The following is a 21380-nucleotide window of genomic DNA, read 5'->3' as shown; positions in this document are numbered from 1 at the left end:
TAAATATCTCAATTTTTTTTACCCAATTTTTATACGGTTGCTAACGTTCTGGAGAGTTTTAATGAGGAAGATATTTTTCCTGAGAGTAACTCCTTTTTTAATCTTTCTATTTCTTTTAAGCGGTTCAGAAATTTCTGCCAAAGAATATAGTTTGAATACAAGGTCAGTTTATGATTTCAATTCGATTCATTATAAATCAGGACGTGGTAACGACTATGACCACGATTTTTACCAGTATATAAATTTCAGCTCTGACGGATATGGTCTTGAAAACCTGACAACCTATTTTTCTATGCGCTACGAAAAAGACCTGGATGGCACAGAGCAGAGAAATTATTTTAAGGATATTACAGACACCTATGATTCCAATGACCAGTTCAAAATTTATAATGCTTATGCGAAACTGAATGATTTATTGAAAACCCTTGATTTAACCCTTGGGAGACAATATTTCTATGGCGCTGAGATAGCACATTTTGATGGCGGTAGAATTGATTTAAAAAAAATAGGTCCTGTTGATTTAAGCCTTTTTGGCGGAAGAAGGGTTACATTTTATGAACACCCTGAAAGATTTGGAATATGGGGAGCAAATCTTTCAGTTTACCCGCTTGAAGGGACAAAATTTACTGCGAGGATGGTAAAATACATAGACTTAAGCTCTGATTTTTCAATCTATCAGGACATAACCCCAGAAATTTATTTTTCAGGAACCTATTCTCTTATAAATAATGACCAAAGAGATTTAAAACTTAATTTAAATTACAGGTCTTATGATTTTGGAACTCAGGCAGTGATTTCCTATTACAGAAAGCTTGGCGGCAGCAGGGCTGATGATTTTGATTTTAATTACTCATCATCTAATAAAAGCGGGGGGAGGTATCTTGTAGAGAATTTTAACATTGGAGATTTGGACCCCTATCAGGAATATTACCTGCTCTTGCATCAGAGAATTTACAAAGGCTTGGGAGTTGGAATAACTTACACAAAACGGGATTTAATAAATAGTAACGAAGGAGACCAGTATAATAATTCCTTTGATGAATTTACTGTTGGTTTTGACTGGTCTGATTTTATTTTTAATGGAACTGACATTCTTGTAAACTGGAAATATTTTAAAAACGACAGACACACAAAACACTTTGAAACTGAATCTAATATATTTGAAGGACAGGTGGCACAGAGGTTGAGCGATAAATTATTTATTAGTGCCGGAGGCTTTTATAAGTTTTATGACTACAATAACAGGAATTTGGATACATTTGGATTCAATGGCGACATAAGGGCATACATTACGAAAAATATCGATTTCAGAATAAAATATGCTTATGAAGAGGATGACCCTGCTCTTTTGCCATTTTCACAGATTGATTACATACAGAATGTTACATTTGAGGTAGGGTTTAAGTTTTGAAAGTGATTAGAAAGATTTATGTTAGATTACAGGGATTAGATTAAAACGCAGGGTTAAACCGGGAGACTTAGATGTCAAAAAATTTAAAAATATTTTTACTGATAATTATTCCTTTTACAATTATTGCTTTTTGGTTTGTTTCTGGATGCAGAGAGGATGAGATGGGGTTAAACTTTTCCCATAAAAAGCATACGGGGGCGGAAGAACTAAATATCGCCTGCGATACATGCCATAAGATTGCAGATGACGGAATAAAATCTAGTATTCCGACTCATGAGGAGTGCAGCCAGTGCCATGATATAGATGAAAAACAACCTTCTGAGGAATGCCTGATATGTCATTCGAGGAAGGATAAAAAAGTAGAAGTCAGAAAAAAGATAAGTACTGTTGAAGATTTGATTTTCTCTCACCAGATACATATAGACCAGGGTTTTGAATGCGATGCCTGCCATGTGAAAATAAGAAAAACTTTGAAGTTTGTTATTCCTGATATTCCAAACATGGCAATTTGCATGAAATGCCACAAGGAAAAGGGAGGGTCGCTTGAGTGCAAAACATGCCATAAGAGGATAAGAGAAGGGACAATGCCTAAGTCTCACGGGCTTGCTGAGAGCCCGATTTCGCATAATGCAACATGGAGAATAATGCACGGTAGCGAAGTAGAGAAGGATGGAAAGAAATGTTATATGTGCCATCAAAAGTCAGATTGTGATGAGTGCCATACATCCCAGAAGCCAAAATCTCACACATTAACATGGAAACAGGAAGTTCACGGCAGGTTTGCAACAATGGACAGGTATAAATGCGTAGTCTGTCACGAAGCGGATTTCTGTAGCCGCTGTCATCAGGAAAGACCAACAAGTCATTATTCGTCAAACTTTATTCTCACCCATAAAAATGTTGCTGGGATGAATGCGAGGTCATGTGTTGTTTGCCATGAAAGGGATTTCTGCCAGAGTTGTCATAGAGGGAAGCTGAAGATTGACAAGCTGGTTAGGTAAAAAAGTTCGGAGTTTGGAGCAGAAGAATCAGGATTTTAAATTAAGGATTAGGAATTAAATATAGGGAATTACTAATGGCTTGGGAGAGTTTTTAATGAGCAGGGTTCTAAAACGTTTTTTAACTTTATTATCAATTTCATTTTTTATTTTTCTTATATCTTCCAATAGAAGTGTTAGTTCAGAAAACTATAAAACTGAAAACAAGGATAACACAAAAGCCCCGTTTTTAGGAAAAAAATATTTGGGAATTGATGTATGTGAAATATGCCACCCGGGAAAAATAAAAGGATGGAAAACAACAGCACATTCTAATGCTTTTAGCCTGCTTGAGGCAATTGGACAGGATGAAAACGATACCTGCCTGAGATGCCACACAACAGGGTTTAATGAATCTGTTAAAAACGGTGGATACGATGAAATACGGAGCAAGGAATTAATAAATGTTCAGTGCGAGGCATGCCATCAGGCAGGCGCATCTGTTGGGCATGGGGAAAGCAGGAAGTCGTCTTACAAATCAAGTATTATTGCTTATTCCAGAGCCTGTGGCTATTGCCATACAAAGACTGTCAAGGGGTCTCGTTCGCAAGGAGAGTTTGACCAGTGGAAAAATAGCAAGCACAAGAACGTTTCTGTTGGATGTCCTTCCTGTCACTTCCCTCATTCAGCAAAGAATACTTTTCAGCTAAAATTCTTCGGTGATATAAAGCTGGCTAACGGGACAGAAGTAAAAGCAGATATTGCGGCAATGTGCATGAAATGCCATAGCGATAAAATTAAAAATGCAGATATATCAGCAGAAGCTGAAAAGATGCCCCAAAAACCTCAGGCTGAGATGTTTAGCGGTACAGGCGGAGTTGAGTATGATGGAGAAACCTATTCAAGCTCATATCATACCACTGATAGTTTCAAAATCTCAGGCAAGGATGCAAGGGAGAAGTGCGTAACCTGCCACATGTATGATACTCCGGCAAAAGGAGAAGCAGGAAATAACACTGTTGGACAGCACAGTTTTGCTATGCGGGATAAGAATGATAACATCAATATAAAAGCCTGCCAGCAATCAGGATGCCATTCTGCATCATCAGTTCCAAATTTTGACAGAAAGGCATTTGTGGATTATGACGGTGATGGAACTAAAGAAGGGGTGCAGACAGAAATTGAAGGGCTTCTTGAGAAACTCAAAGGTGCCATAGTAGTAGGTGGCAATATAGTTTTTTCTGATTCCTCAGGAGAACCTGAATTTGAAGTTTCCAGCAGTGCTACTTCAGGCGAGAAAAAAGCGGTTTTTAACTGGCTTTTTATTTATAATGACGGGAGCAGGGGAATTCATAATACGGCTTATGCTGTCAAACTTCTTCAGGTGTCATACAAAAAACTGACAGAATAATCCCAGAGACAAACTTTTTATCAACAAATTATTTTTCCTCATTTTCTGTTTGACAATTCGTAAAGACTCGTTTAGAAAGTATCTCAGGAATGTTTTACAGGGTTCCTTGTTTTTTACAAGGATTTGAGGGAATCTCGTTAAAAGCGAGAGCGGTCCCGCCGCTGTAACTCCGATTCTGAGGTTTTAAAACTCGGAATGAATGCTTTATCCAGAAAAGCCACTATTCAGATAATCTGTTTAAACGTTTAGAAATGGTTTAAACGGCTGTTGATGGGAAGGCGGATAAGGTCGGAGAAGCCAGAAAACCTGCCTGTAGAACCTGTAACCTAATCATTCCTCTTCGTGGTAAAGAGGATGAGGGTAATATGCCGGGTTTTAAAAGGTAGATAATCCCCATCCTCTTGAAAGAGGGTGGGGATTTTTTTTGGGAAAATTAAAGCTTTCAAAAAATTTTTGCGTTTATGTCATCTTCTTCCTTCTAATGAAGCAGATTTTATTTGCTTCAGAACCAGAGGACCTCGGGGAGATAAAAGTAGTTGAATCCGGAAAAGAAGAGTCTGAGTTAACTGAGAAAACGCGTACTTCCTTTGTAACTGTTATCAGAAAGGAAGAATTAGACAGAGGGTTTAATGACCTTCCAGAAGTGCTTGAGAAAAGCGTTGGTGTAAGGATTAAAAAGTCAGGTGGGCTTGGAGATTTCAGCACTATTTCAATCCGCGGTTCTTCATCAGAACAGGTTCTTATATATCTTGACGGAATTTTACTGAATGAATCTCAGGGTGGCGGAGTTAATTTAGGAGATATACCGTTTTCCAATATAGATTCCATTGAGATTTATCGAGGCAGTTCTCCTGTGGTTTTTGGGGCATCAGGAATTGGCGGGATAGTCAACATAAAGACAAAATTCCCTGAAAAGAAAAGAAATATTTTTGCCCGGTTTCAGTATGGTTCTTTTGAAACATACAGGACAGATATTTTTCTCTCACACAAGCCAGGGAAATATGATTATTTTATAGGGATAGACTATACAGGCAGTGACAATGATTTTAAATTTGAAGATGACAACGGCACAAAATATAACAAGAGAGATGATGAAACAAAGAGAAGAAAGAATAACGATTTCAAATCTTTAAGTTTTCTCGCCAAGTTTGGATACGATTTTAACAGCCTGACAAGAATAAAACTTACCAACAACCTTTTCAGAAATTACAAAGGAATTCCTGGAATTTCAAATTATCAGTCAGAAAATGCAGACCTGAGGATTCTTGAGAACCTGAGCTCGATGGATTTTACAAAGGAGGCTCTATGGGTTGACCAGATGAATTTTTATTTAAATCTATACGGCAGTTATAAAAAGCAGGAGTTTGATGACAGGTTGGGAGAGATAGGCGTTGGAAGGCAGGATAATAAGAATGTAACGCGTTCTTACGGGGCAAACTTAAATCTGAAATATTTTCTTGATGAGATTAACACTCTGAATCTTCTCATCAGCTTAAAAAATGAAACATACCATCCTTTTGATAAATTCCGCAAAATTCAATCCGGAAAGAGTTCAAGGCTGACTTTTTCATCAGGAATTGAGGATGAAATTTCACTTTTCAATGACCATTTTATTGTTGTCCCAAGTTTCAGAAAGGATTTTATAAAGAATAGATTCAGGGGAGAGAATGGAGGGCTAATTTTTGCCAAGTCTGAAGATGATGAGAGTTCTGAGGAATATTCTACATGGCAGACAGGGTTTAAGGTGCCGGTTACTGAATGGTTTAGCCTCAGGGCTAATCTTGGAAGGTATTACAGGGTGCCTAACTTCTTTGAATTATTCGGTGACAGAGGAGGAATAATAGGGAATTCAAAGCTGGTTGCAGAAGAGGGATGGAACAGGGACATAGGATTCAGATTAGCAGGAGATATTTCAAATTATATCAAATCATTAAGCCTGGAAGCAGTATATTTTGAGAATAAAACTGAGAACCTGATACTTTTCATACAGAATTCACAAAGGACTTCAAGACCTGAAAATATCAGCAAGTCAGAAAACAGAGGATGGGAGCTAACCGGCTCTGTTCTATTGATAGAGCACCTGCGTCTCAGCACAAACTACACAAGGCAGGACCCAAAAGATAAGGGTAAGATTCCGAGCAGAAGGAATAAAATTCTGCCAGGAAGAGCAAAGTCAGAGTTTAACAGTGAGGTTGAGTTATTCAACAGTTTTGGGAAAATTTTTTATTCATATAACAAGGTAGAAAAGATTTACCTTGATCCGGCAAACCTTTTACCAATCAGGATAAGAGAGATTCACAACATTGGCATTTCTGCATTTTTTGAAAAAAAATTTTCAGCCACATTTGAAGTTAAAAACATCAGTGATAACAGAGTTGAGGATACAACAGGTTATCCATTGCCCGGAAGGTCCTATTTTTTAACGATGATGTGGAATTTTTAGAAAGGAGGCGATGAGCAGGATTATTAATTTGAAGGGTTTTAGTAATGTTTGTATCGCAATGTCATTGCGATGGAGCAGAGCCTGCCTACCGCAGGCAGGCGACCGAAGCAATCTCATTACAAATGAGAGCTGAGATTGTTTCGCTTACGCTCGCAATGACAAAAAGGATTATGACAAAACCTTAAATTGATTTTATTTTAACTTAAAAACTTTAAAGGAGAAGCTTATGCTTAAAAAATTATTAATTTATGTTTTTTTATTTACTCTCACTATTGGACTCTGTTATCAGTCAATGGAATCAAGTGAAGCCGGAGAGACTGCTTTTATTATAGCTACAGACTTTCAATCTGGCACTTTAGCTTCAATAGATACTAAAACAAAAAACGTATCAAAAGAACTGCTGCTTATAAATCCGGATTCTGTAGTTAAAAGTTACGGTAAATATTTATACGTGGTTCAAAGATTTGGTGGTGATAGTATTATAGTTGTTGACCCTAAAAATCCAGGCAATGTAGTTAAAGAATATTCTACAGGCAATGGCTCAAATCCTCAGGATATTGAATTCAAAAGCAGTAAAAAGGCTTATATATCGTTGTTGGGAGAGAATAATTTGCTGGTTGTTAATCCAAAGACAGGCAAAATTAAAAAGAAGATAGACCTTTCTGAGTTTGCAGATGAAGACGGACTTGTTGAAATGGGAGAGATGGTGATTGTGAAAAATTACCTCTATGTCTCGCTTCAAAGGCTTACAAATTTTTCTGCGGACAATACAAGTTTTGTTGTCGTTATTGATACAAAGAAGGATAAGATAGTTGACCTTGACAAATCCACTCCGGGGAACCAGGCTATAGAGCTTGAAGGAAGGAATCCTGGAAACATGGTTTATAACGAGAAAAGCGGAAAGATCTACCTCTCACTTTCAGGAACATATAACACCGGAGATGATTTTGGTGGGATCGAGGTAATAAACCCAGAAACTAATGCCTCAGAGGGAATTCTGATAAAGGATGAAGACCTGGGTGGGTTTACCGGAGCGCTCGCAATAAAATCTTCCAAGCGGGGATATATTGCGGTTTCTGATTCAAATTTTGTTGTATATTCTGTTATTCCTTTTAATCCATCAACAGGAAAAGTGTTTAAAAAACTTGATGACACTGGTTTAGGATATATACCAGCTTTAGCAATTGACAGCAAGGGATTCTTGTATGTCGCTGACCGTACAACTGAAAATCCCGGAATAAGGATTTTCAATACAAGAAAAAACCAGATTATAGAAGGACCAATTGATGTCGGGTTACCGCCATTCAGTATAATTTTTGTGAAGAATTAAGGTCAAATCCCCCTTGCCCTCTTTTCCCTGCCTGACGGCAGACAGGTAAAGGGGGGATGGTGGGGATTAAAAACAGAACAATAATGATTTCTTAACCCTGCAAAAAGTATTTTAAAATGAAAATAAAGTTCAATTTTGTTGGAGCATTGCTTAGTTCTCTGTTATTTCATGCCTTGTTTTTTCTCATCGTATTTTACATTTCCTCTCTGGTTCAGAGAATTATTCCAGATGAAAAATATGAAAATATCAAAGTTATTCTTAGAATTCCTGAAGAAACTTTATTATCAGGTTTTGAAGGGAGGAAAAACCTGAATAGCTATGAGGGGAGAAAAAGCAATGCTAAGAAGATAAGTACTGGAACACAGAACATTCTTAAAGTCACTGAAAGAACAGAACCAGAACCTGCTGAATTGGAAACTAAAAATAATGATGAGAAAAATATAATTTTAGAAAATCAGATTTTCTCAACCACTCCAATAAACTTTGCAGGAAATATTTCTGGCTATGGAACCGGAGGTACAGGAACAGGTTCAGGAGGTTTTGGAAACGGTAACGTTGCCTTAATAGGTAACGGCTATGGAGGAATTGGAAGCGAGCTTGGTAATAGCGGTTTTGAAGATGCTAAAAAACATTATAAAGAGCTGGTAACAAAACTTATATATGAAAAAAAATCATATCCAAGTCTTGCTAAGAAGATGAGGGCTGAAGGTGAAGTTGTAGTGCTTTTTAGCGTTACCCCTTCTGGTGAAGTTGAGAACATTCAACTGAAATCCCCTTGCGAATGGGAAATTCTTAATAATGAGGCTATTGAATGTATCAGAAGAGCTTCTCCTTTCCCAAAGATGCCTTTTGTTATTAAAGAACCTCTTTTTTTAAGTATAAAAATTGTGTTCGAACTGCAGCGAGGTTAATCTAATGCAAGATGCCAAGGCTATTTTATGGATAAATTTATAAAACAGGTCAAGTATTTTTATTGAGGGTTTTATTGTTTCCAATGATAGTTATTCTTGGCTTTGAGGAAAAGGGATTTGAATCGATGAAGGCATCAATTTCGTAAACCTTTTTCAGATTATCGTTTGTAATAACTTTATCAGGCGTTCCTTTGTCATGGATTGCCCCATTCCTGAACAGAATAAGCTGATTACAGTATTCAGAGGCAATGTTAAGGTCATGAGAAACAATCAGAACTGTTAGATTCCTTTCTGAATTAAGTTTTCTCAGTAATCTGTAACATTCTAATTGGTGTTTTAAATCAAGGTGAGAAGTTGGTTCGTCAAGAAGCAGTATTTCCGGTTCCTGGGCAATTGCTCTTGCAATCAGAACTCTTTGCCTTTCACCGCCACTTAATTTGTTAAAATATTTTTCTTTAAAGTGGCTAATATCAAGCAGTACCATTATTTTGTTAACAATTTCTACATCTTCTTTTTTCTCAAAACTAATTCCTCTTGTCTGAGGATACCTTCCCATCATAACTATTTCAAAAACAGTAAAAGGAATATTGGAGATATCTCTCTGTGGCACCACTCCTATTTTTTTTGATATTTCACTGCGTTTAATTGACTCTTTTCCAAAAAGCCTGATATTTCCTTCCAGAGGCTTGATTGCCTTATAGATTAATCTCAGAAGGGTTGTTTTGCCGCAGCCATTGGGACCTAAGATTCCAGCCATGTCTCCTTTACACACATTAAACGAAATGTTCTCAAGAACCCATCCGTTTCCATAGCTGAAAGAAACATTGTTTAGTTCTATTTGTTTCATTTTAGATTTTGTAATTTTTCCACTACAATATCTCTGTTCTTCCTTTTCTCAGCAAATAAAGGAAAAAGGGTGCTCCGATAATTGCAGTTATTACTCCAACAGGAATTTCTGATGGTGCCCTCAAAGTTCTTGCGAGCGTGTCTGAGAATAAGAGATAAATGCCGCCTGTAAAAAAAGATGCCGGAATCAAAATCCTGTGGTCAGATCCAAGTATTAGTCTTACAATGTGAGGGATGATAAGACCTACAAAACCAATCAACCCGCTCATTGAAACTACTGTTGCTGTAAGAAGAGAAGCAAGTATCAGGATTAACCTCCCATATACCTTTGCATTGACCCCAAGCTGCAGTGCGACTTCATCTCCGAGTGATAAAAGATTAAGTTTTCTTGACAGGAAGAATGAAATTATTGTTCCTGTCAGAACAACCGGAAAAACTACTTCCAGGTTTTTATATGAAGCCTGGCTCAAATCTCCCATTAACCAGAAAACAACGCTCTGAATTTCTCCTCTTGAAGCAATGGAAAGAAGAAACATTACAATGGCTGAGAAAAAAGCGTTGATTATTACTCCTCCAAGAAGCAGAACAGAAGCTGACATTTCTCCCCCGAGGGTTGAAATAAAAATGAGAACCACTACTGAGATAAGTGCTCCGGTAAAAGAAAAAACAGTCAGATAGATTCCATAGGATAGACCAAAAATAATTGCTATTATCGCGCCTACAGCAGAGCCTCCTGAAACTCCGAGAATGTAGGGTTCTGCCAATGGATTTTTAAGGATTACCTGAAAAAGTATTCCTGCGATTGAAAGGCTTGCGCCAACAAGGAAGGAGAAGATTATTCTGGGTATTCTGATTTCAAGAAGTATTATTTCCTTGTCACTCATTTGACCGTTTACTGCATTGCCAGTTAATCTTTTTAAAATTATATCAAAAGCTTCTTTGAATCTTATATCTGCAATACCTGAAACAGAAGAAAAAATGATGGTTAATAAAGAAATTATCATTAAAATTGAGATTACCAGCAATACTTTTCTTAAAGTTAAGACTTTCAAGTAGTTTCCACTTTTTTCATTTAAGTTGAAAACCTATATAAATACTAAATCCTAATATCTAAATTCTAAACAAATCCAAAATTAAAATCACCTAAATTCAAAACAATTTCAAACATTTGGATTTTTGATTTTGGTCATTGTTTAGGATTTAGTATTTTGAATTTAGGATTTAATGTTTTCCACGCTTCAGGATGGATAATCCTTGCAAGTTTGTCCAAGCCATCAACAATTCTTGGCGAGAGGCGGTCAGCCAAGTCAGATTCTATTTCAAATATTCTGTTATTCCTGTAGGCAGGAGTTGCTTTGACAGCAGGATTGTTTTTAAATTCATTAAACAGCTTTTTGAAATCTTCACGATGGTTTGAAACTATTATGACTTCAGGTTCTTTATTAACTATTTCTTCCATGCTTATTTTCGGGTATCTGTCTGGAGATGAGTTTTCTATATTTTCTCCTTTTGCAAACTCAATTAGCTCTCCGTGAAAAGAATTTTTGCTCACAGAAATCAGGGGTTTTAAGTCTAACAGAAACAGAACTTTTGTTTTTTTTACTCCATTGAGCTGTTTTTTAAGGAAGTTAAGTTTTTTCTTCATGCCAGCGACCAGTTCTTCAGCATTTTTATTTTTACCACATATATTGCCTATGTTGATTATTGAATCAAATATTGTTTCAATTCTCTGTGGACTGATTATGAAAATCTTTAACCCGAGCTCTGAAAGTTTAAGGAATGTTTGTTTGTTTTCTCCCTCTGTGTTCCATATAATCAAATCAGGCTTTAGCGATATGATTTTTTCAAGGCTTGGATTCAATAACATTCCGACTTTTTCCTTTGACTTTGCCTCTTCAGGGAAATTACAGAAATTTGTAACTCCAACAATTTTATCTCCCAAACCGAGAGCAAAAAGAATCTCAGTGACATTTGGGGCTAATGAAACGATTCTTTCAGGATTTTTTTCAAGGGTAACTTTCCTTCCAAGCTCATCTGTGAAAACCTGGCTGGCTTTGCCTGTTATTGATACTGTAACAGAAAAGAGGAGAAAGAATATAGGAATTAAGTAAAAATTTTTCATTTTTTAAAATCAACTTCTATAAAAATGCCGGGTTAGACTTCGTCGTGACAGCCTCATATTTTATCTTAGAATTTCAGTAATCTTTTAAAGGGAGGTTAATGTGGTGTCAATTGAAAAATATCTCCTGTTTTTTTGTAATAATATTTTCTGTTAAATATATTATTTAATTTTTTAATTATATCAATAAAAAGTCTTGACTTCTCGATGGTTTTTTAGAATTAAAGAAACAGGTCTTTTAATAAAAAGGAGGGAAATCAATGAAAAAAAATATATTTTTACCGGCACTTCTTGGTATATCATTAACTTTAATTATCCCTTTTAAATCGTATTCAGAAGAAGCTGTAACAGTGACCGGAGAGATTATTGACACATATTGCTATGCACTGATGGGAGTAAAAGGGGAAAGCCACAAGCAGTGTGCGGTTGACTGTATTAAAAAAGGAATCGCTCCAGGTTTGCTTGAAGACGGAAAAGACAAGATATATATACTTCTCCCAAATAAAGACAGGTCGCCTCTTCCGAATGCTGTAATTGAAAAAGCCGGGAAAAAGGTAACAGTTAAGGGTACAGAGCATAAGAGCGGCGGAGTTTTTTTTCTAACAGTTGATTCAGTAAAATAAGACAATGGCTGAGATTATTCCTGCTGGGATACAGCACCTTCAAAATATCCATCCAGTAACAGTCCATTTCCCTATTGCGTTTTTGATGGGTGCCGCGCTTTTCTATTTTCTTGCGTGGGTTTTAAAAAAAGAGAGCCTTGCTTATACCGGGTTTTTAATGCTCATTGTTGGAGCGCTGTCAGCAATTATTGCAGTTTCTACAGGTCTTTATGCAGAACCCGGAGTTATGATTTCCCGCTCAGTCCGTGCACGCCTTCTTGAACCGCACAAGAACTTGATGCTGACCACACTTGGCATCAGCATAATTTTAGCAGTATGGAGTCTGATTTCCCGCCCGTTTCCAAAGAAGGGAAAAACCATTTTTATGCTCTTGTTTTTGGCGATGCTTGCAGTAATGGGGATTGGCGCTGATTACGGCGCAAGAATGGTGTATGATTACAATGCAGGAGGAAATGCCTGTGCCCAGCCAATTGAATTCACGAAGTAAAAAATCTATAACTTCTTAGACAATTAAAGCTCCCCCATCACAACAAGAAAGTTGACCAAAAATGTAATCCAAGTGATAAAATCCCCCCAGTCCCCTCTTTGGCAAAGGAGGGTTAGGGGGGATTTACCTGACCACAGATGGTTTCAATAGTTTTTAAGTGTTATTGACAAACGGAAAAAATTTAAATATAAAAAGAACCATGGAAAAGAAAGAATCAAATATTAATGATATTCTGGAAAAAGCTGCTAAGTATGAAAAACTTTCTCTGAGGGAACTGGAGTATCTTTTTTCCATCAGCAACCCTGAACTAATGAACAGGCTTTTTTCTGCTGCTGACAAAATGAGAAAGGAGTTAGCTGGCGATGTCGTGACCTATGTTAAAAACAGGAATATAAATTTTACAAACATCTGCAAAAACAGTTGTGAGTTCTGCGCTTACAGAAGAAACAAAGATGATGTTGACAGTTACTTTATGGGAATGGAGGAGATTTTAGAAAAACTCAGCGAGGATGGAATTACTGAAGTATGCATTCAGGGCGGATTGAATCCTGATTTGAATTTAGAATTTTATGGTAACCTGCTTGCAACGATTAAGCTGAGACACCCTGATATACATATCCACGGTTTTTCACCAATGGAAGTAAAATTCATGTCAGAAATTTCAGGACTTGCAATAGAGGACGTACTAAGGTTTTTAAAATATTCAGGGCTTGGTTCAATGCCGGGGACTGCTGCGGAAATTTTAGTAGATGAGATAAGAGAAAAGATATGTCCTGACAAGCTGAAAAAAGATGAATGGGTAAGGATTGTAAAAACAGCCCATAACCTTGGAATCCCAACTACTGCCACAATTATGTTTGGTCATATTGAGACTGCATTTCACAAGGCAAGACACCTTGCGGTTTTAATGGATATTCAGGAAGAAACCGGATGTATTACAGAGTTTATACCGCTGCCGTTTATACCGTTCAATACGAAGCTGGCAGCCCGATACAGTCTTGGCATGGTTCCTGAAGAAGAAATTTACAAAATGTATTCCATATCAAGGATATACTTTGGGAAGATGATTCCCAATATTCAGGCAAGCTGGGTGAAAATCGGATTTGATGCAGCAAAAAAATCACTTTCTCTTGGAGTAAACGACCTTGGTGGTACACTTGGCGAAGAAAAAATATCAAAATCTGCAGGTTCAAAATTTGGCCAATGCGTTAAAGAAGAGGTTTTGAGAAAGATAATTCTTGAGGCAAGCAGAGTACCTCTCCAGAGAAATACGCTATACCAGTCTGTTGAAAAAGAAAAGGAGAATGAGCTCAGACTGCTTCCTCTTTCTCCCCTTTTTTCGTAAAAAACTCTTTTTCCTTTTTGATTGCCTCTTTACCTGCTTCTATGGCTTCAGCCCATATTGATTTTTGTTCCTGAAGTCTTTCTTTGCCGAGTTCTTTTACCTTACCAATCTTTGTTTTTGCTGTTTCGGTCATGCCACGGAGTTTGCCTTTGATATCTTCTGTTGAATCCATAACTTTTTTCCGTGTCTCCTCTCCTAGTGCCGGGGCAAGGAGTAGTCCCACGGCTGCCCCTATAAGGCCGCCTGCCAAAAAGGCAAAAAACATTCCGAGTGAATTGGATTCATTACGTTCGTTTCCCATTTTAGTTCCCTCCATTTTAAAATATCTGAAAAAACATTTTTTGTCCTGATGATTTTGTTACTTCTTTTTTGAAGAGAATCGTTTTTTAACTATGCCAAATCCTGCTTTAATTCCAATCCAGATGCCTGATGCAATAACTTTTCGTGCTAAACTTTTAGCTGACAGGAAGGAAGAAGCCTGAGACAGGTTTCTTACAGTATTTTCTATGGTTTTGAGAGCATTTGCTGTTGTTGTTATTCCGCTGTCTACCTGAGATGAAATATGCTGGATATTCTCAATTGTCTCTCTAAGCTTTGAGAGAAGTGGTGTGAGCTCTTCATCAACATTTTTTAAAACAGTTTCCACTTCTTTTGCACTCTTTCTGATCTGAGCTACCATTGATATCAAGAATACAGAAAGAGATGCAATTGCTATTGTAAGAATTACCAAACAGATTTCAGTTATTGTCAAAATAAAATCTCCTGTGAATTTTATTTTCGTATATATTCTTTCCAAATGTCAAGGTGGAAATTTACCTGATTTCTACCTCAGAAATTTCCTCGAGAAGAGAAATATCTTTTGAAAGGAGGGATATGTTTAAATCTTTTGGTGCCTGAATAATAGCATTTATTTCTACACTGTGCTCTTGCAGATTTTTTATTATGCGAATATTGCTTATTCCTATCTGGTATTTTACCAATATATGTTCAATTTTTCCCAAAATGCCCGGCGCTTCTTTGGCTGATATCAGAAGAGTTTTATCCGCCTTGCTTCCTATTAAAAGCTTTTCAACTTTGCCCAGAATTCCAAGAGTGACAATAATTATAAGTGTTGCGAGAACCGAGCCATAATAAAAACCAGCTCCAATTCCCATTCCTATGCCTGCTGTTGTCCAGAGGCTTGCTGCAGTGGTCAACCCTTTAATTGATGCCCCGAATCTTAAGATTGCTCCGGCTCCGAGAAAACCGACTCCTGTAACAACCTGCGCTGCAATACGGGTGGGGTCAGAGTTTTTTAAATTTCCAAATTCTTCTGCCATGAAGATTGAAACAAGGGTTATCAGAGATGCTCCGAGGCATAGAATTGTATGGGTTCTGAAGCCAGCAGGCTGGTTATGCCTTTCTCTTTCAAGACCTACTATGCCTCCCAAAATTGCCGAGGCAATAAGCCTTAAGGCAATATCATTGGACGAAAGCATCTACCTTTCTCCGAGCATTTCAAAAAGCAGGTGGTTTTCTGCTTTCAACCCTCTTATTCTCAGGGCTATTGACAATATATTTGAAACGATTGAAATAAACGTGATTTCATCTTCCTCAAATATTCTGCGTGTAGATGTTTTCATATTTATTACCCCTAAGACAAAATCTTCATGCAATATGGGGTATGCCAGCATTGCCTTGATTGAATCCTCATTAACTCCTTTGATTTTTTTACTCCTTTTGTCAAGGGAGATATCCTCAACAATAATTGTTTTTTTCTCTTTCGCAGCAGTTCCGGTTATTCCTTCGCCTATTTCAAGCTTCAGTGTTCCAACCAGTTCTTTTTTCAGCCCCCTTGTTGCTCTTAAAACAAGTTTATTTCCTTCAAGAATATATATTGAGGATACATCTGCGGCAAGGCTTGCGCAGATCTTTTCAAGGAGATTATTTAATACTGTATTGAAATCGCAATCAGAGCTTACCAGCATACTTATTTCTTCAAGTGATAATATTTCTACTTTTTCTCTGTTTGCTTTGTCCATGGTTAGAACATATCCCAAGTCTGACTTGTAAGTCATTGAAGATTGGATATTCTTTTTTAATTGCGGAGGAGCAAGAGTTCTGGTTTTTCCTGATATGAGTTCAAAATCTGAAAATCCACATGGGCAAATAAGTTTTGCCTTCCACTCACCAACATATTCTTTTTTCATTACTCTTCCACATTTTCTGCAACGGGTAAATTTTTCCATCTGCTTTCTCCTATATCCAATCTTTTAATCTTTAACCGAAATTTCTTTCAGAAGAGATAACTCATCAAGCATTTTTCCGGCACCAATGACAACAGAAGAGATTGGATCCTTTGCGGGGTTAACAGGGAGGCCCGTTTCTTTTTGAATCAATGCGCCTATCCCTTTTAAAAGAGCCCCGCCACCGGCAATTACTATTCCTTTTGTGATAATGTCAGCAGCAAGCTCAGGTGGCGTATTTTCAAGCGTAAGTTTTACTGTCATGACTATGTTGTTTAAAGTTTCTGACAAGGCTTCTTCGATTTCTTTCTCACTAACAAACAGGGTTACAGGAAGCCCCCTGATTAAATCTCTCCCCTTAACAGTCATGGTTTTCTCAAGGCTTCCTCCGCAAGCGCACCCAAGCTGTATTTTTATTCTTTCTGCTGTAAGTTCTCCAATCAGGAGGTTATGCTTGCTTTTCATAAACTGAATTATTGCCTCATTCAGTGCATCTCCGGCAATTCTTATTGACTTGCTGCATACAATTCCTGAAAGGGCGATAACGGCGACTTCAGTCATTCCTCCTCCTATATTTATAATCATGCATCCTGAGGGATCCTGTACTGCAAGCCCTGCGCCTATGGCAGCAGCCATTGGCTCTTCAATAAGATATACTTCTCTTGCTCCTGCTTCTTCTGCTGATTCTTTTACAGCCCTTCTCTCCACGGAAGTTATGCTGAGTGGTGTTGATATTACAACTCTTGGATAGACAAGAGTTCTGCGGTTGTGAGTTTCATGAATAAAATATTTCAGCATTTCCATTGTTGCTTCAATATTTGAAATAACCCCATCTTTAATTGGTCTGATGACATCAATGTAGGGCGGAGATTTGCCAAGCATCTCTTTTGCCTTTTTGCCTATAGCAAGGGTTTCCCCTGTTATGGAATTCTCAGCAATCACTGAAGGCTCGTTGATGATTATTCCCTTGCCTTTCATATAGACAAGGGTGTTGGCAGTGCCAAGGTCAATAGCGAGGTCTTTTGAGAAGAATTGAAATACTGAGCCAAAAGTCATAGAATTTTTATTAAAGGTTTAAATAAAAAAAACTTACTTTAAAAAAACTTCTGGCAAGCCATTTTTAGCCCGCAAGAAAATTACTTGTTTTCAACTATATATTCCTGACTAATTCAATAACATCTTAAAGCCAGAAAATCGGTTTTGTCAAGTGAATAGAGATTTGAGGTATGGATTGCTCCGATATCATAGGTAATTTTTGGATTTTCAAGCATTGTGATGACTCCTTTACAAGTTTCAAAGTTTCCTTAGACTTGAAACTCTAAAGCAGTTTAAATATCAAAGCTCCAAGAGGCGGGAGGTTTATTCTGATTGAATAATTCCTTCCATGCCACCTTATTGGTTTTGCATTGACACCTCCTAAATTGCCAACATTGCTTCCCCAGTATCTTTCCGAGTCGCTGTTAAGCACCTCTTTGTAATGACCTGATTTTGGAACACCGATTCTGTAGTTATATCTTGGTACCGGAGTAAAGTTGAAAACAAAGACAGTAAAATCCTCTATATCTTTTCCTTTCCTGATAAAGGAAACAATACTTCCTTCGTAATCTCCAAAGTCTATCCATTCAAAACCATGGGAATTGAAATCAATCTCATACATGGAAGGTTCTTTTTTGTAGAGGTCATTTAAATCTTTTATCCAGTTCTTAAATTTTTTGTGGGGTTCATACTGCAGCAGATGCCAGTCAAGACTCTGTGAAAAAACCCATTCAGACCACTGTCCGATTTCTCCACCCATAAATATTAGTTTTTTACCGGGTTGGGCATACATATATGCATGGAGGAGCCTCAGGTTTGCAAACTTCTGCCACATATCTCCGGGCATTTTGTTGAGGAGTGAGCACTTTCCATAAACCACTTCATCGTGAGAAAGAACGAGAATAAAGTTTTCGGTGAAGGCATAGAGAAGCGCAAAGGTGAGGTTATTTTGATGGTGTTTTCTGTGAATAGGGTCTTTGGAAAAATATTCAAGTATGTCGTGCATCCATCCCATATTCCATTTAAGGCTGAAACCAAGCCCTCCAAGATAAGTGGGGCGGGATACCATGGGCCAGGCTGTTGACTCTTCTGCAATGGTAAGAACTCCGGGGTGGTAGCGATGAACAACTTCATTAAATCTTTTAATTAATGCAACAGCCTCAAGATTTTCATTTCCTCCATACTGGTTTGTTATCCATTCACCTTTTTCCCTTGAGTAGTCAAGGTAAAGCATTGAGGCGACTGCATCAACTCTCAGTCCGTCAATGTGGTATTTATCAAGCCAGAACACAGCGTTTGCTATGAGAAAATTGGCTACTTCATTTCTTCCGTAATTAAATATCAGCGTTCCCCATTCTTTCTGTTCACCCCTGCGGGGGTCTTCGTGCTCATAGAGGGCAGTACCATCAAAATAGCCAAGCCCGTGTGCATCCTTTGGAAAATGCGCGGGAACCCAGTCAATGATTATGCCGATTCCGTTTTGATGGCACTGGTCAATAAAATACATAAAATCTTCTGGCTTCCCAAAACGGCTTGTACAGGAATAATAACCTATTGTCTGATATCCCCACGATTCATCAAGGGGATGCTCGCTTACCGGAAGAAGTTCGATGTGTGTATAACCCATATCAAGAACATAGGGGATTAATTCATCGGCTAATTCCCTGTAAGTAAGCCAGCGGTTGTTTTCTTCGGGCACTCTTCCCCATGAGCCTAGATGGATTTCATAAACCGAGATTGGAGAGCTAAGCCAGTCTTTTTGCTTTCTTTCATTCATCCATTTCTCATCATTCCATTTGTATCTATTGATGCTATGAACAACTGAAGAGCTCTTTGGCCTGAGCTCTGAATAAAAAGCATAGGGGTCTGCTTTTTCCTGCAAATACCCTTTGTATTTTGATTTAACTTCAAACTTGTAAAGGGTTCCTTCATCAAGCTCAGGAATGAAGAGTTCCCATATTCCGCTTAATCCTCTTGAACGCATTGGATGCCTTCTTCCGTCCCAGTTGTTGAAATCACCTATGACACTTACTCTCAGTGCGTTTGGCGCCCACACAGCAAAAAAAACACCTTTTATATTATTAATGGTCATTAGGTGGGCGCCGAGTTTTTCGTATTTTTTGTAGTGTGTGCCTTCGCCCATAAGATGAAGGTCAAAGTCTGTCAGAACAGGGAGAAAAGAGTAGGGGTCATGAAAGATACTGACTGAGCCATCATGGTTTATTTTTTTTAATTTATAAGGGAAGACCTCTTTTGCCTCATAAATGATAACTTCAAAAAACCCTTCTTTATGAAGTTTGTTCATTAAATATTCTTTGTTATCTTTGGCAGGGTCAATGACTGAAACTTCTTTTGCTTCAGGAAGAAATGCCCTTACTGCAACAACATCATTTTCGTCAACCTCGACAGGATGAGCGCCAAGGACATGAAAAGGGTCTGAGTGGGATGAGTGGAGTATTAGGTCGATTTGGTGTTTTAGGTTCATTGTTCGTTTTTAGTAATTCGTTGCTCGTGACTCGTGGCTCGTTTAATATTAGTTTGTTTTTGAGGAAATGAAATGATAGTTATTCACTTAATATGAGACAATGTATTAATAAGTGCTACGAGCATACGGCTTTCATGGTTTATATCCTCTGATAATTCCTCTAATTTTTGTTTTGTTATATAATTCCTTTTATTAGCAATTATAAGCTGTGTGTCTAACTCTGCACAGGAACCTAATGATATATAAAGAAATTGTATATATTCTTTAGTATGGTTTCTTACAAATCCTTCTGCTATGTTTGAAGGAACAGATACAGCTGCTTTTCTCATTTGATTAGACAAACTATATAATTCATGACTTGGGAAAGTATCTGTTATTGAGTATATTTTATCAGTAATTTCTATTCCTTTTTTCCATACATTTAATTCCTTATAATCTTTTACTTTCAATCTTGACAACCCTTCTTCTTACGAGTCACGGTTCACGAGCCACGAGTCACTATCCACGAATCATACCTTGCTCCAGTCCACCTCTTTAACGCAATCCTTTAATGACCTGAATTTCAGGCCAAAGGTGTTCTTTACATCTGTAATGTCGCAGACTGAATCAGTTTTCATTCTCAGAAGAAAATCCTTTGGCATTCCTCTTTTTTCTGCTTCTTCAAGAGGGGTTCTTACAATATGGACATTTCTGTTAAAAAATTCCTGATAAAATTCAAGAATCTGGTTAAGTGTCATCTGTTCAGGACCTCCAACAGGGAAGGCTTTATTGTATGCCTTTTTGTTTTCAACTGCTTTTGCAATGCAGGTTCCAAGGTCATCAATATGAATTGGCTGCACCTTCATCTCGCCGGTTCCGAGTATTTCAAAGGTATCCTTGCTTTTCATCTCTTTCCCGAAATACCAGATATAATCAGTCATAAACCCTGAAGGTCTGAAAATTGTGTAATTCATTCCGCTATCTCTTAAAGCGCACTCCATGAGCCACTTTGCCTGATGGACTTTTCTTGGGGCATCTTCTTTTGTGGCAAGCGCAGAGACATAGATGAACTGCTCTGCGCCCTGTGCCTTTGCCTCATCAAGAAGGTTTTTATTCCCCTGATAATCAACATCCATATAGGTTACATTTTCTGATTCCCTCTGCAGCCCCACTGTGCTGATAACAGTTTTGACTCCTTTTAAAATGCCTGACAGGGATTCCTTTTTTGACATGTCGCATACTGCGGTTTTCTCAGCAAGACCCTCTATTGTTTTCAGTTTGTCAGCATTTACATCAATAGCAATAAACTTCAAATCCTCTCTTTTAAGTGCTCTTGCAACAGCGCCTCCGAGTGTGCCTGCTGCACCGGCTAATAGTATCATTATATACCCTCCACAAATTTAATATAATTTTTAAAAATTCACGGGTTAATATAAGCACAGTGAAAAAATAAAACAACCATTAATTTATAAAATTAATTTATAAAAAAATACTGCTGAATACTCCAGAGCTTGCTGGGCAGATGAAAGCAGCTTTTTCCGTTTATCACAGGGTTATCTTGTGTCATTCCCATCCCGTATCAAGTACGGGGCAGGAATGACGGACAAGAATCTAAGTTTTTAGATGCCAGGCAGCTTGCAGGTTGTCCGACAATGTCATTGCGAGGAGCGAAGCGACGAAGCAATCTCAAAAATGTCATTGTTATTAAAGAGATTGCCACGCTCCCTTTGGTCGCTCGCAATGACAAAAAAGG

The 21380-nt window shown here is 37.7% G+C and carries 20 protein-coding genes and 1 other annotated feature; of the genes, 9 read left to right on the top strand and 11 right to left on the bottom strand.

From position 1 onward, the window contains the following. Nucleotides 1–61 precede the first annotated feature (61 nt). From A3H37_06050 to A3H37_06025, 6 genes are all read left to right on the top strand, one after another. On the top strand, nucleotides 62–1411 hold the full coding sequence (locus tag A3H37_06050; GenBank protein ID OGL48624.1) for a hypothetical protein: 1350 nt from the start codon (nucleotides 62–64) through the stop codon (nucleotides 1409–1411). A 71-nt stretch (nucleotides 1412–1482) separates the two neighbouring features. After that, nucleotides 1483–2412 (top strand): hypothetical protein, encoded by a 930-nt coding sequence (locus A3H37_06045; protein OGL48623.1) that lies wholly within the window; start codon nucleotides 1483–1485, stop codon nucleotides 2410–2412. 94 nt (nucleotides 2413–2506) lie between these two features. Further along, nucleotides 2507–3799 carry a hypothetical protein gene (locus A3H37_06040; GenBank protein OGL48622.1) on the top strand — a complete coding sequence of 431 codons (1293 nt, stop codon included), beginning with the start codon at nucleotides 2507–2509 and terminating at the stop codon, nucleotides 3797–3799. A gap of 81 nt (nucleotides 3800–3880) precedes the next feature. Beyond that, nucleotides 3881–4128: a binding site (cobalamin riboswitch), on the top strand. Between the two features lie 95 nt (nucleotides 4129–4223). Continuing rightward, nucleotides 4224–6242 (top strand): hypothetical protein, encoded by a 2019-nt coding sequence (locus A3H37_06035; protein OGL48621.1) that lies wholly within the window; start codon nucleotides 4224–4226, stop codon nucleotides 6240–6242. Between the two features lie 226 nt (nucleotides 6243–6468). Further along, nucleotides 6469–7572 carry a hypothetical protein gene (locus tag A3H37_06030; protein ID OGL48620.1) on the top strand — a complete coding sequence of 368 codons (1104 nt, stop codon included), beginning with the start codon at nucleotides 6469–6471 and terminating at the stop codon, nucleotides 7570–7572. Between the two features lie 116 nt (nucleotides 7573–7688). After that, on the top strand, nucleotides 7689–8483 hold the full coding sequence (locus A3H37_06025) for a hypothetical protein (protein OGL48619.1): 795 nt from the start codon (nucleotides 7689–7691) through the stop codon (nucleotides 8481–8483). A gap of 49 nt (nucleotides 8484–8532) precedes the next feature. On the opposite strand, the gene A3H37_06020 is transcribed toward A3H37_06025, so the two are convergent. The 3 genes from A3H37_06020 to A3H37_06010 all read right to left on the bottom strand — a co-directional run bounded on the left by A3H37_06020 (nucleotide 8533) and on the right by A3H37_06010 (nucleotide 11451). Continuing rightward, nucleotides 8533–9330 (bottom strand): hypothetical protein, encoded by a 798-nt coding sequence (locus tag A3H37_06020; protein ID OGL48618.1) that lies wholly within the window; start codon nucleotides 9328–9330, stop codon nucleotides 8533–8535. Between the two features lie 22 nt (nucleotides 9331–9352). Beyond that, the gene (locus A3H37_06015; GenBank protein OGL48643.1) at nucleotides 9353–10333 is read right to left on the bottom strand and encodes a hypothetical protein; all 981 of its coding nucleotides are present in this window, start codon (nucleotides 10331–10333) and stop codon (nucleotides 9353–9355) included. Nucleotides 10334–10515: 182 nt separating this feature from the next. Further along, a complete protein-coding gene (locus tag A3H37_06010) occupies nucleotides 10516–11451 on the bottom strand; it encodes a hypothetical protein (GenBank protein OGL48617.1) in 936 nt (311 codons plus the stop codon). Between the two features lie 257 nt (nucleotides 11452–11708). Between A3H37_06010 and A3H37_06005 the strand changes: the two genes are divergently transcribed. The 3 genes from A3H37_06005 to A3H37_05995 all read left to right on the top strand — a co-directional run bounded on the left by A3H37_06005 (nucleotide 11709) and on the right by A3H37_05995 (nucleotide 13903). Next, the gene (locus tag A3H37_06005) at nucleotides 11709–12071 is read left to right on the top strand and encodes a hypothetical protein (protein OGL48616.1); all 363 of its coding nucleotides are present in this window, start codon (nucleotides 11709–11711) and stop codon (nucleotides 12069–12071) included. Between the two features lie 4 nt (nucleotides 12072–12075). Beyond that, entirely contained in the window at nucleotides 12076–12558 is a 483-nt protein-coding gene (locus A3H37_06000; protein OGL48615.1) for a hypothetical protein, read from the top strand. A gap of 199 nt (nucleotides 12559–12757) precedes the next feature. Then, on the top strand, nucleotides 12758–13903 hold the full coding sequence (locus tag A3H37_05995) for a 7,8-didemethyl-8-hydroxy-5-deazariboflavin synthase subunit CofH (protein ID OGL48642.1): 1146 nt from the start codon (nucleotides 12758–12760) through the stop codon (nucleotides 13901–13903). Here the strand turns inward: A3H37_05995 and A3H37_05990 are convergent. From A3H37_05990 to A3H37_05955, 8 genes are all read right to left on the bottom strand, one after another. Beyond that, nucleotides 13869–14204 (bottom strand): hypothetical protein, encoded by a 336-nt coding sequence (locus tag A3H37_05990; protein OGL48614.1) that lies wholly within the window; start codon nucleotides 14202–14204, stop codon nucleotides 13869–13871. The genes A3H37_05995 and A3H37_05990 overlap by 35 nt on opposite strands. 57 nt (nucleotides 14205–14261) lie before the next feature. Further along, a complete protein-coding gene (locus A3H37_05985; GenBank protein ID OGL48613.1) occupies nucleotides 14262–14654 on the bottom strand; it encodes a hypothetical protein in 393 nt (130 codons plus the stop codon). 61 nt (nucleotides 14655–14715) lie between these two features. Next, entirely contained in the window at nucleotides 14716–15381 is a 666-nt protein-coding gene (locus A3H37_05980) for a hypothetical protein (protein OGL48612.1), read from the bottom strand. Continuing rightward, entirely contained in the window at nucleotides 15382–16131 is a 750-nt protein-coding gene (locus A3H37_05975; protein ID OGL48611.1) for a hypothetical protein, read from the bottom strand. A gap of 24 nt (nucleotides 16132–16155) precedes the next feature. Continuing rightward, a complete protein-coding gene (locus tag A3H37_05970; protein ID OGL48610.1) occupies nucleotides 16156–17184 on the bottom strand; it encodes a rod shape-determining protein in 1029 nt (342 codons plus the stop codon). Nucleotides 17185–17446: 262 nt separating this feature from the next. Continuing rightward, on the bottom strand, nucleotides 17447–19648 hold the full coding sequence (locus tag A3H37_05965) for a 1,4-alpha-glucan branching enzyme (GenBank protein ID OGL48609.1): 2202 nt from the start codon (nucleotides 19646–19648) through the stop codon (nucleotides 17447–17449). Between the two features lie 83 nt (nucleotides 19649–19731). Further along, nucleotides 19732–20097: a hypothetical protein gene (locus A3H37_05960; GenBank protein OGL48608.1), complete on the bottom strand. Its 366-nt coding sequence runs from the start codon at nucleotides 20095–20097 to the stop codon at nucleotides 19732–19734. A gap of 60 nt (nucleotides 20098–20157) precedes the next feature. Then, nucleotides 20158–21009: a hypothetical protein gene (locus A3H37_05955; protein OGL48607.1), complete on the bottom strand. Its 852-nt coding sequence runs from the start codon at nucleotides 21007–21009 to the stop codon at nucleotides 20158–20160. Nucleotides 21010–21380 lie beyond the last annotated feature (371 nt).

Source organism: Candidatus Schekmanbacteria bacterium RIFCSPLOWO2_02_FULL_38_14, from assembly GCA_001790855.1.
GTDB lineage: Bacteria > Schekmanbacteria > GWA2-38-11 > GWA2-38-11 > GWA2-38-11 > 2-02-FULL-38-14-A.
The sequence above is the reverse complement of the archived record's forward strand: the minus strand, read 5'-3'. Positions and strand labels throughout refer to the sequence as shown.

Bases quoted from the DNA above. Each gene is read 5' to 3' on its own strand.
- A3H37_05955 (OGL48607.1), bottom strand. From the start codon at position 21,009: ATGATACTATTAGCCGGTGCAGCAGGCACACTCGGAGGCGCTGTTGCA.
- A3H37_05975 (OGL48611.1), bottom strand. From the start codon at position 16,131: ATGGAAAAATTTACCCGTTGCAGAAAATGTGGAAGAGTAATGAAAAAA.
- A3H37_06020 (OGL48618.1), bottom strand. From the start codon at position 9,330: ATGAAACAAATAGAACTAAACAATGTTTCTTTCAGCTATGGAAACGGA.
- A3H37_06010 (OGL48617.1), bottom strand. From the start codon at position 11,451: ATGAAAAATTTTTACTTAATTCCTATATTCTTTCTCCTCTTTTCTGTT.
- A3H37_06030 (OGL48620.1), top strand. From the start codon at position 6,469: ATGCTTAAAAAATTATTAATTTATGTTTTTTTATTTACTCTCACTATT.
- A3H37_06015 (OGL48643.1), bottom strand. From the start codon at position 10,333: ATGATAATTTCTTTATTAACCATCATTTTTTCTTCTGTTTCAGGTATT.
- A3H37_06050 (OGL48624.1), top strand. From the start codon at position 62: ATGAGGAAGATATTTTTCCTGAGAGTAACTCCTTTTTTAATCTTTCTA.
- A3H37_06045 (OGL48623.1), top strand. From the start codon at position 1,483: ATGTCAAAAAATTTAAAAATATTTTTACTGATAATTATTCCTTTTACA.
- A3H37_06040 (OGL48622.1), top strand. From the start codon at position 2,507: ATGAGCAGGGTTCTAAAACGTTTTTTAACTTTATTATCAATTTCATTT.
- A3H37_06005 (OGL48616.1), top strand. From the start codon at position 11,709: ATGAAAAAAAATATATTTTTACCGGCACTTCTTGGTATATCATTAACT.
- A3H37_05980 (OGL48612.1), bottom strand. From the start codon at position 15,381: ATGCTTTCGTCCAATGATATTGCCTTAAGGCTTATTGCCTCGGCAATT.
- A3H37_05965 (OGL48609.1), bottom strand. From the start codon at position 19,648: ATGAACCTAAAACACCAAATCGACCTAATACTCCACTCATCCCACTCA.
- A3H37_05990 (OGL48614.1), bottom strand. From the start codon at position 14,204: ATGGGAAACGAACGTAATGAATCCAATTCACTCGGAATGTTTTTTGCC.
- A3H37_05995 (OGL48642.1), top strand. From the start codon at position 12,758: ATGGAAAAGAAAGAATCAAATATTAATGATATTCTGGAAAAAGCTGCT.
- A3H37_06000 (OGL48615.1), top strand. From the start codon at position 12,076: ATGGCTGAGATTATTCCTGCTGGGATACAGCACCTTCAAAATATCCAT.
- A3H37_05970 (OGL48610.1), bottom strand. From the start codon at position 17,184: ATGACTTTTGGCTCAGTATTTCAATTCTTCTCAAAAGACCTCGCTATT.
- A3H37_06025 (OGL48619.1), top strand. From the start codon at position 7,689: ATGAAAATAAAGTTCAATTTTGTTGGAGCATTGCTTAGTTCTCTGTTA.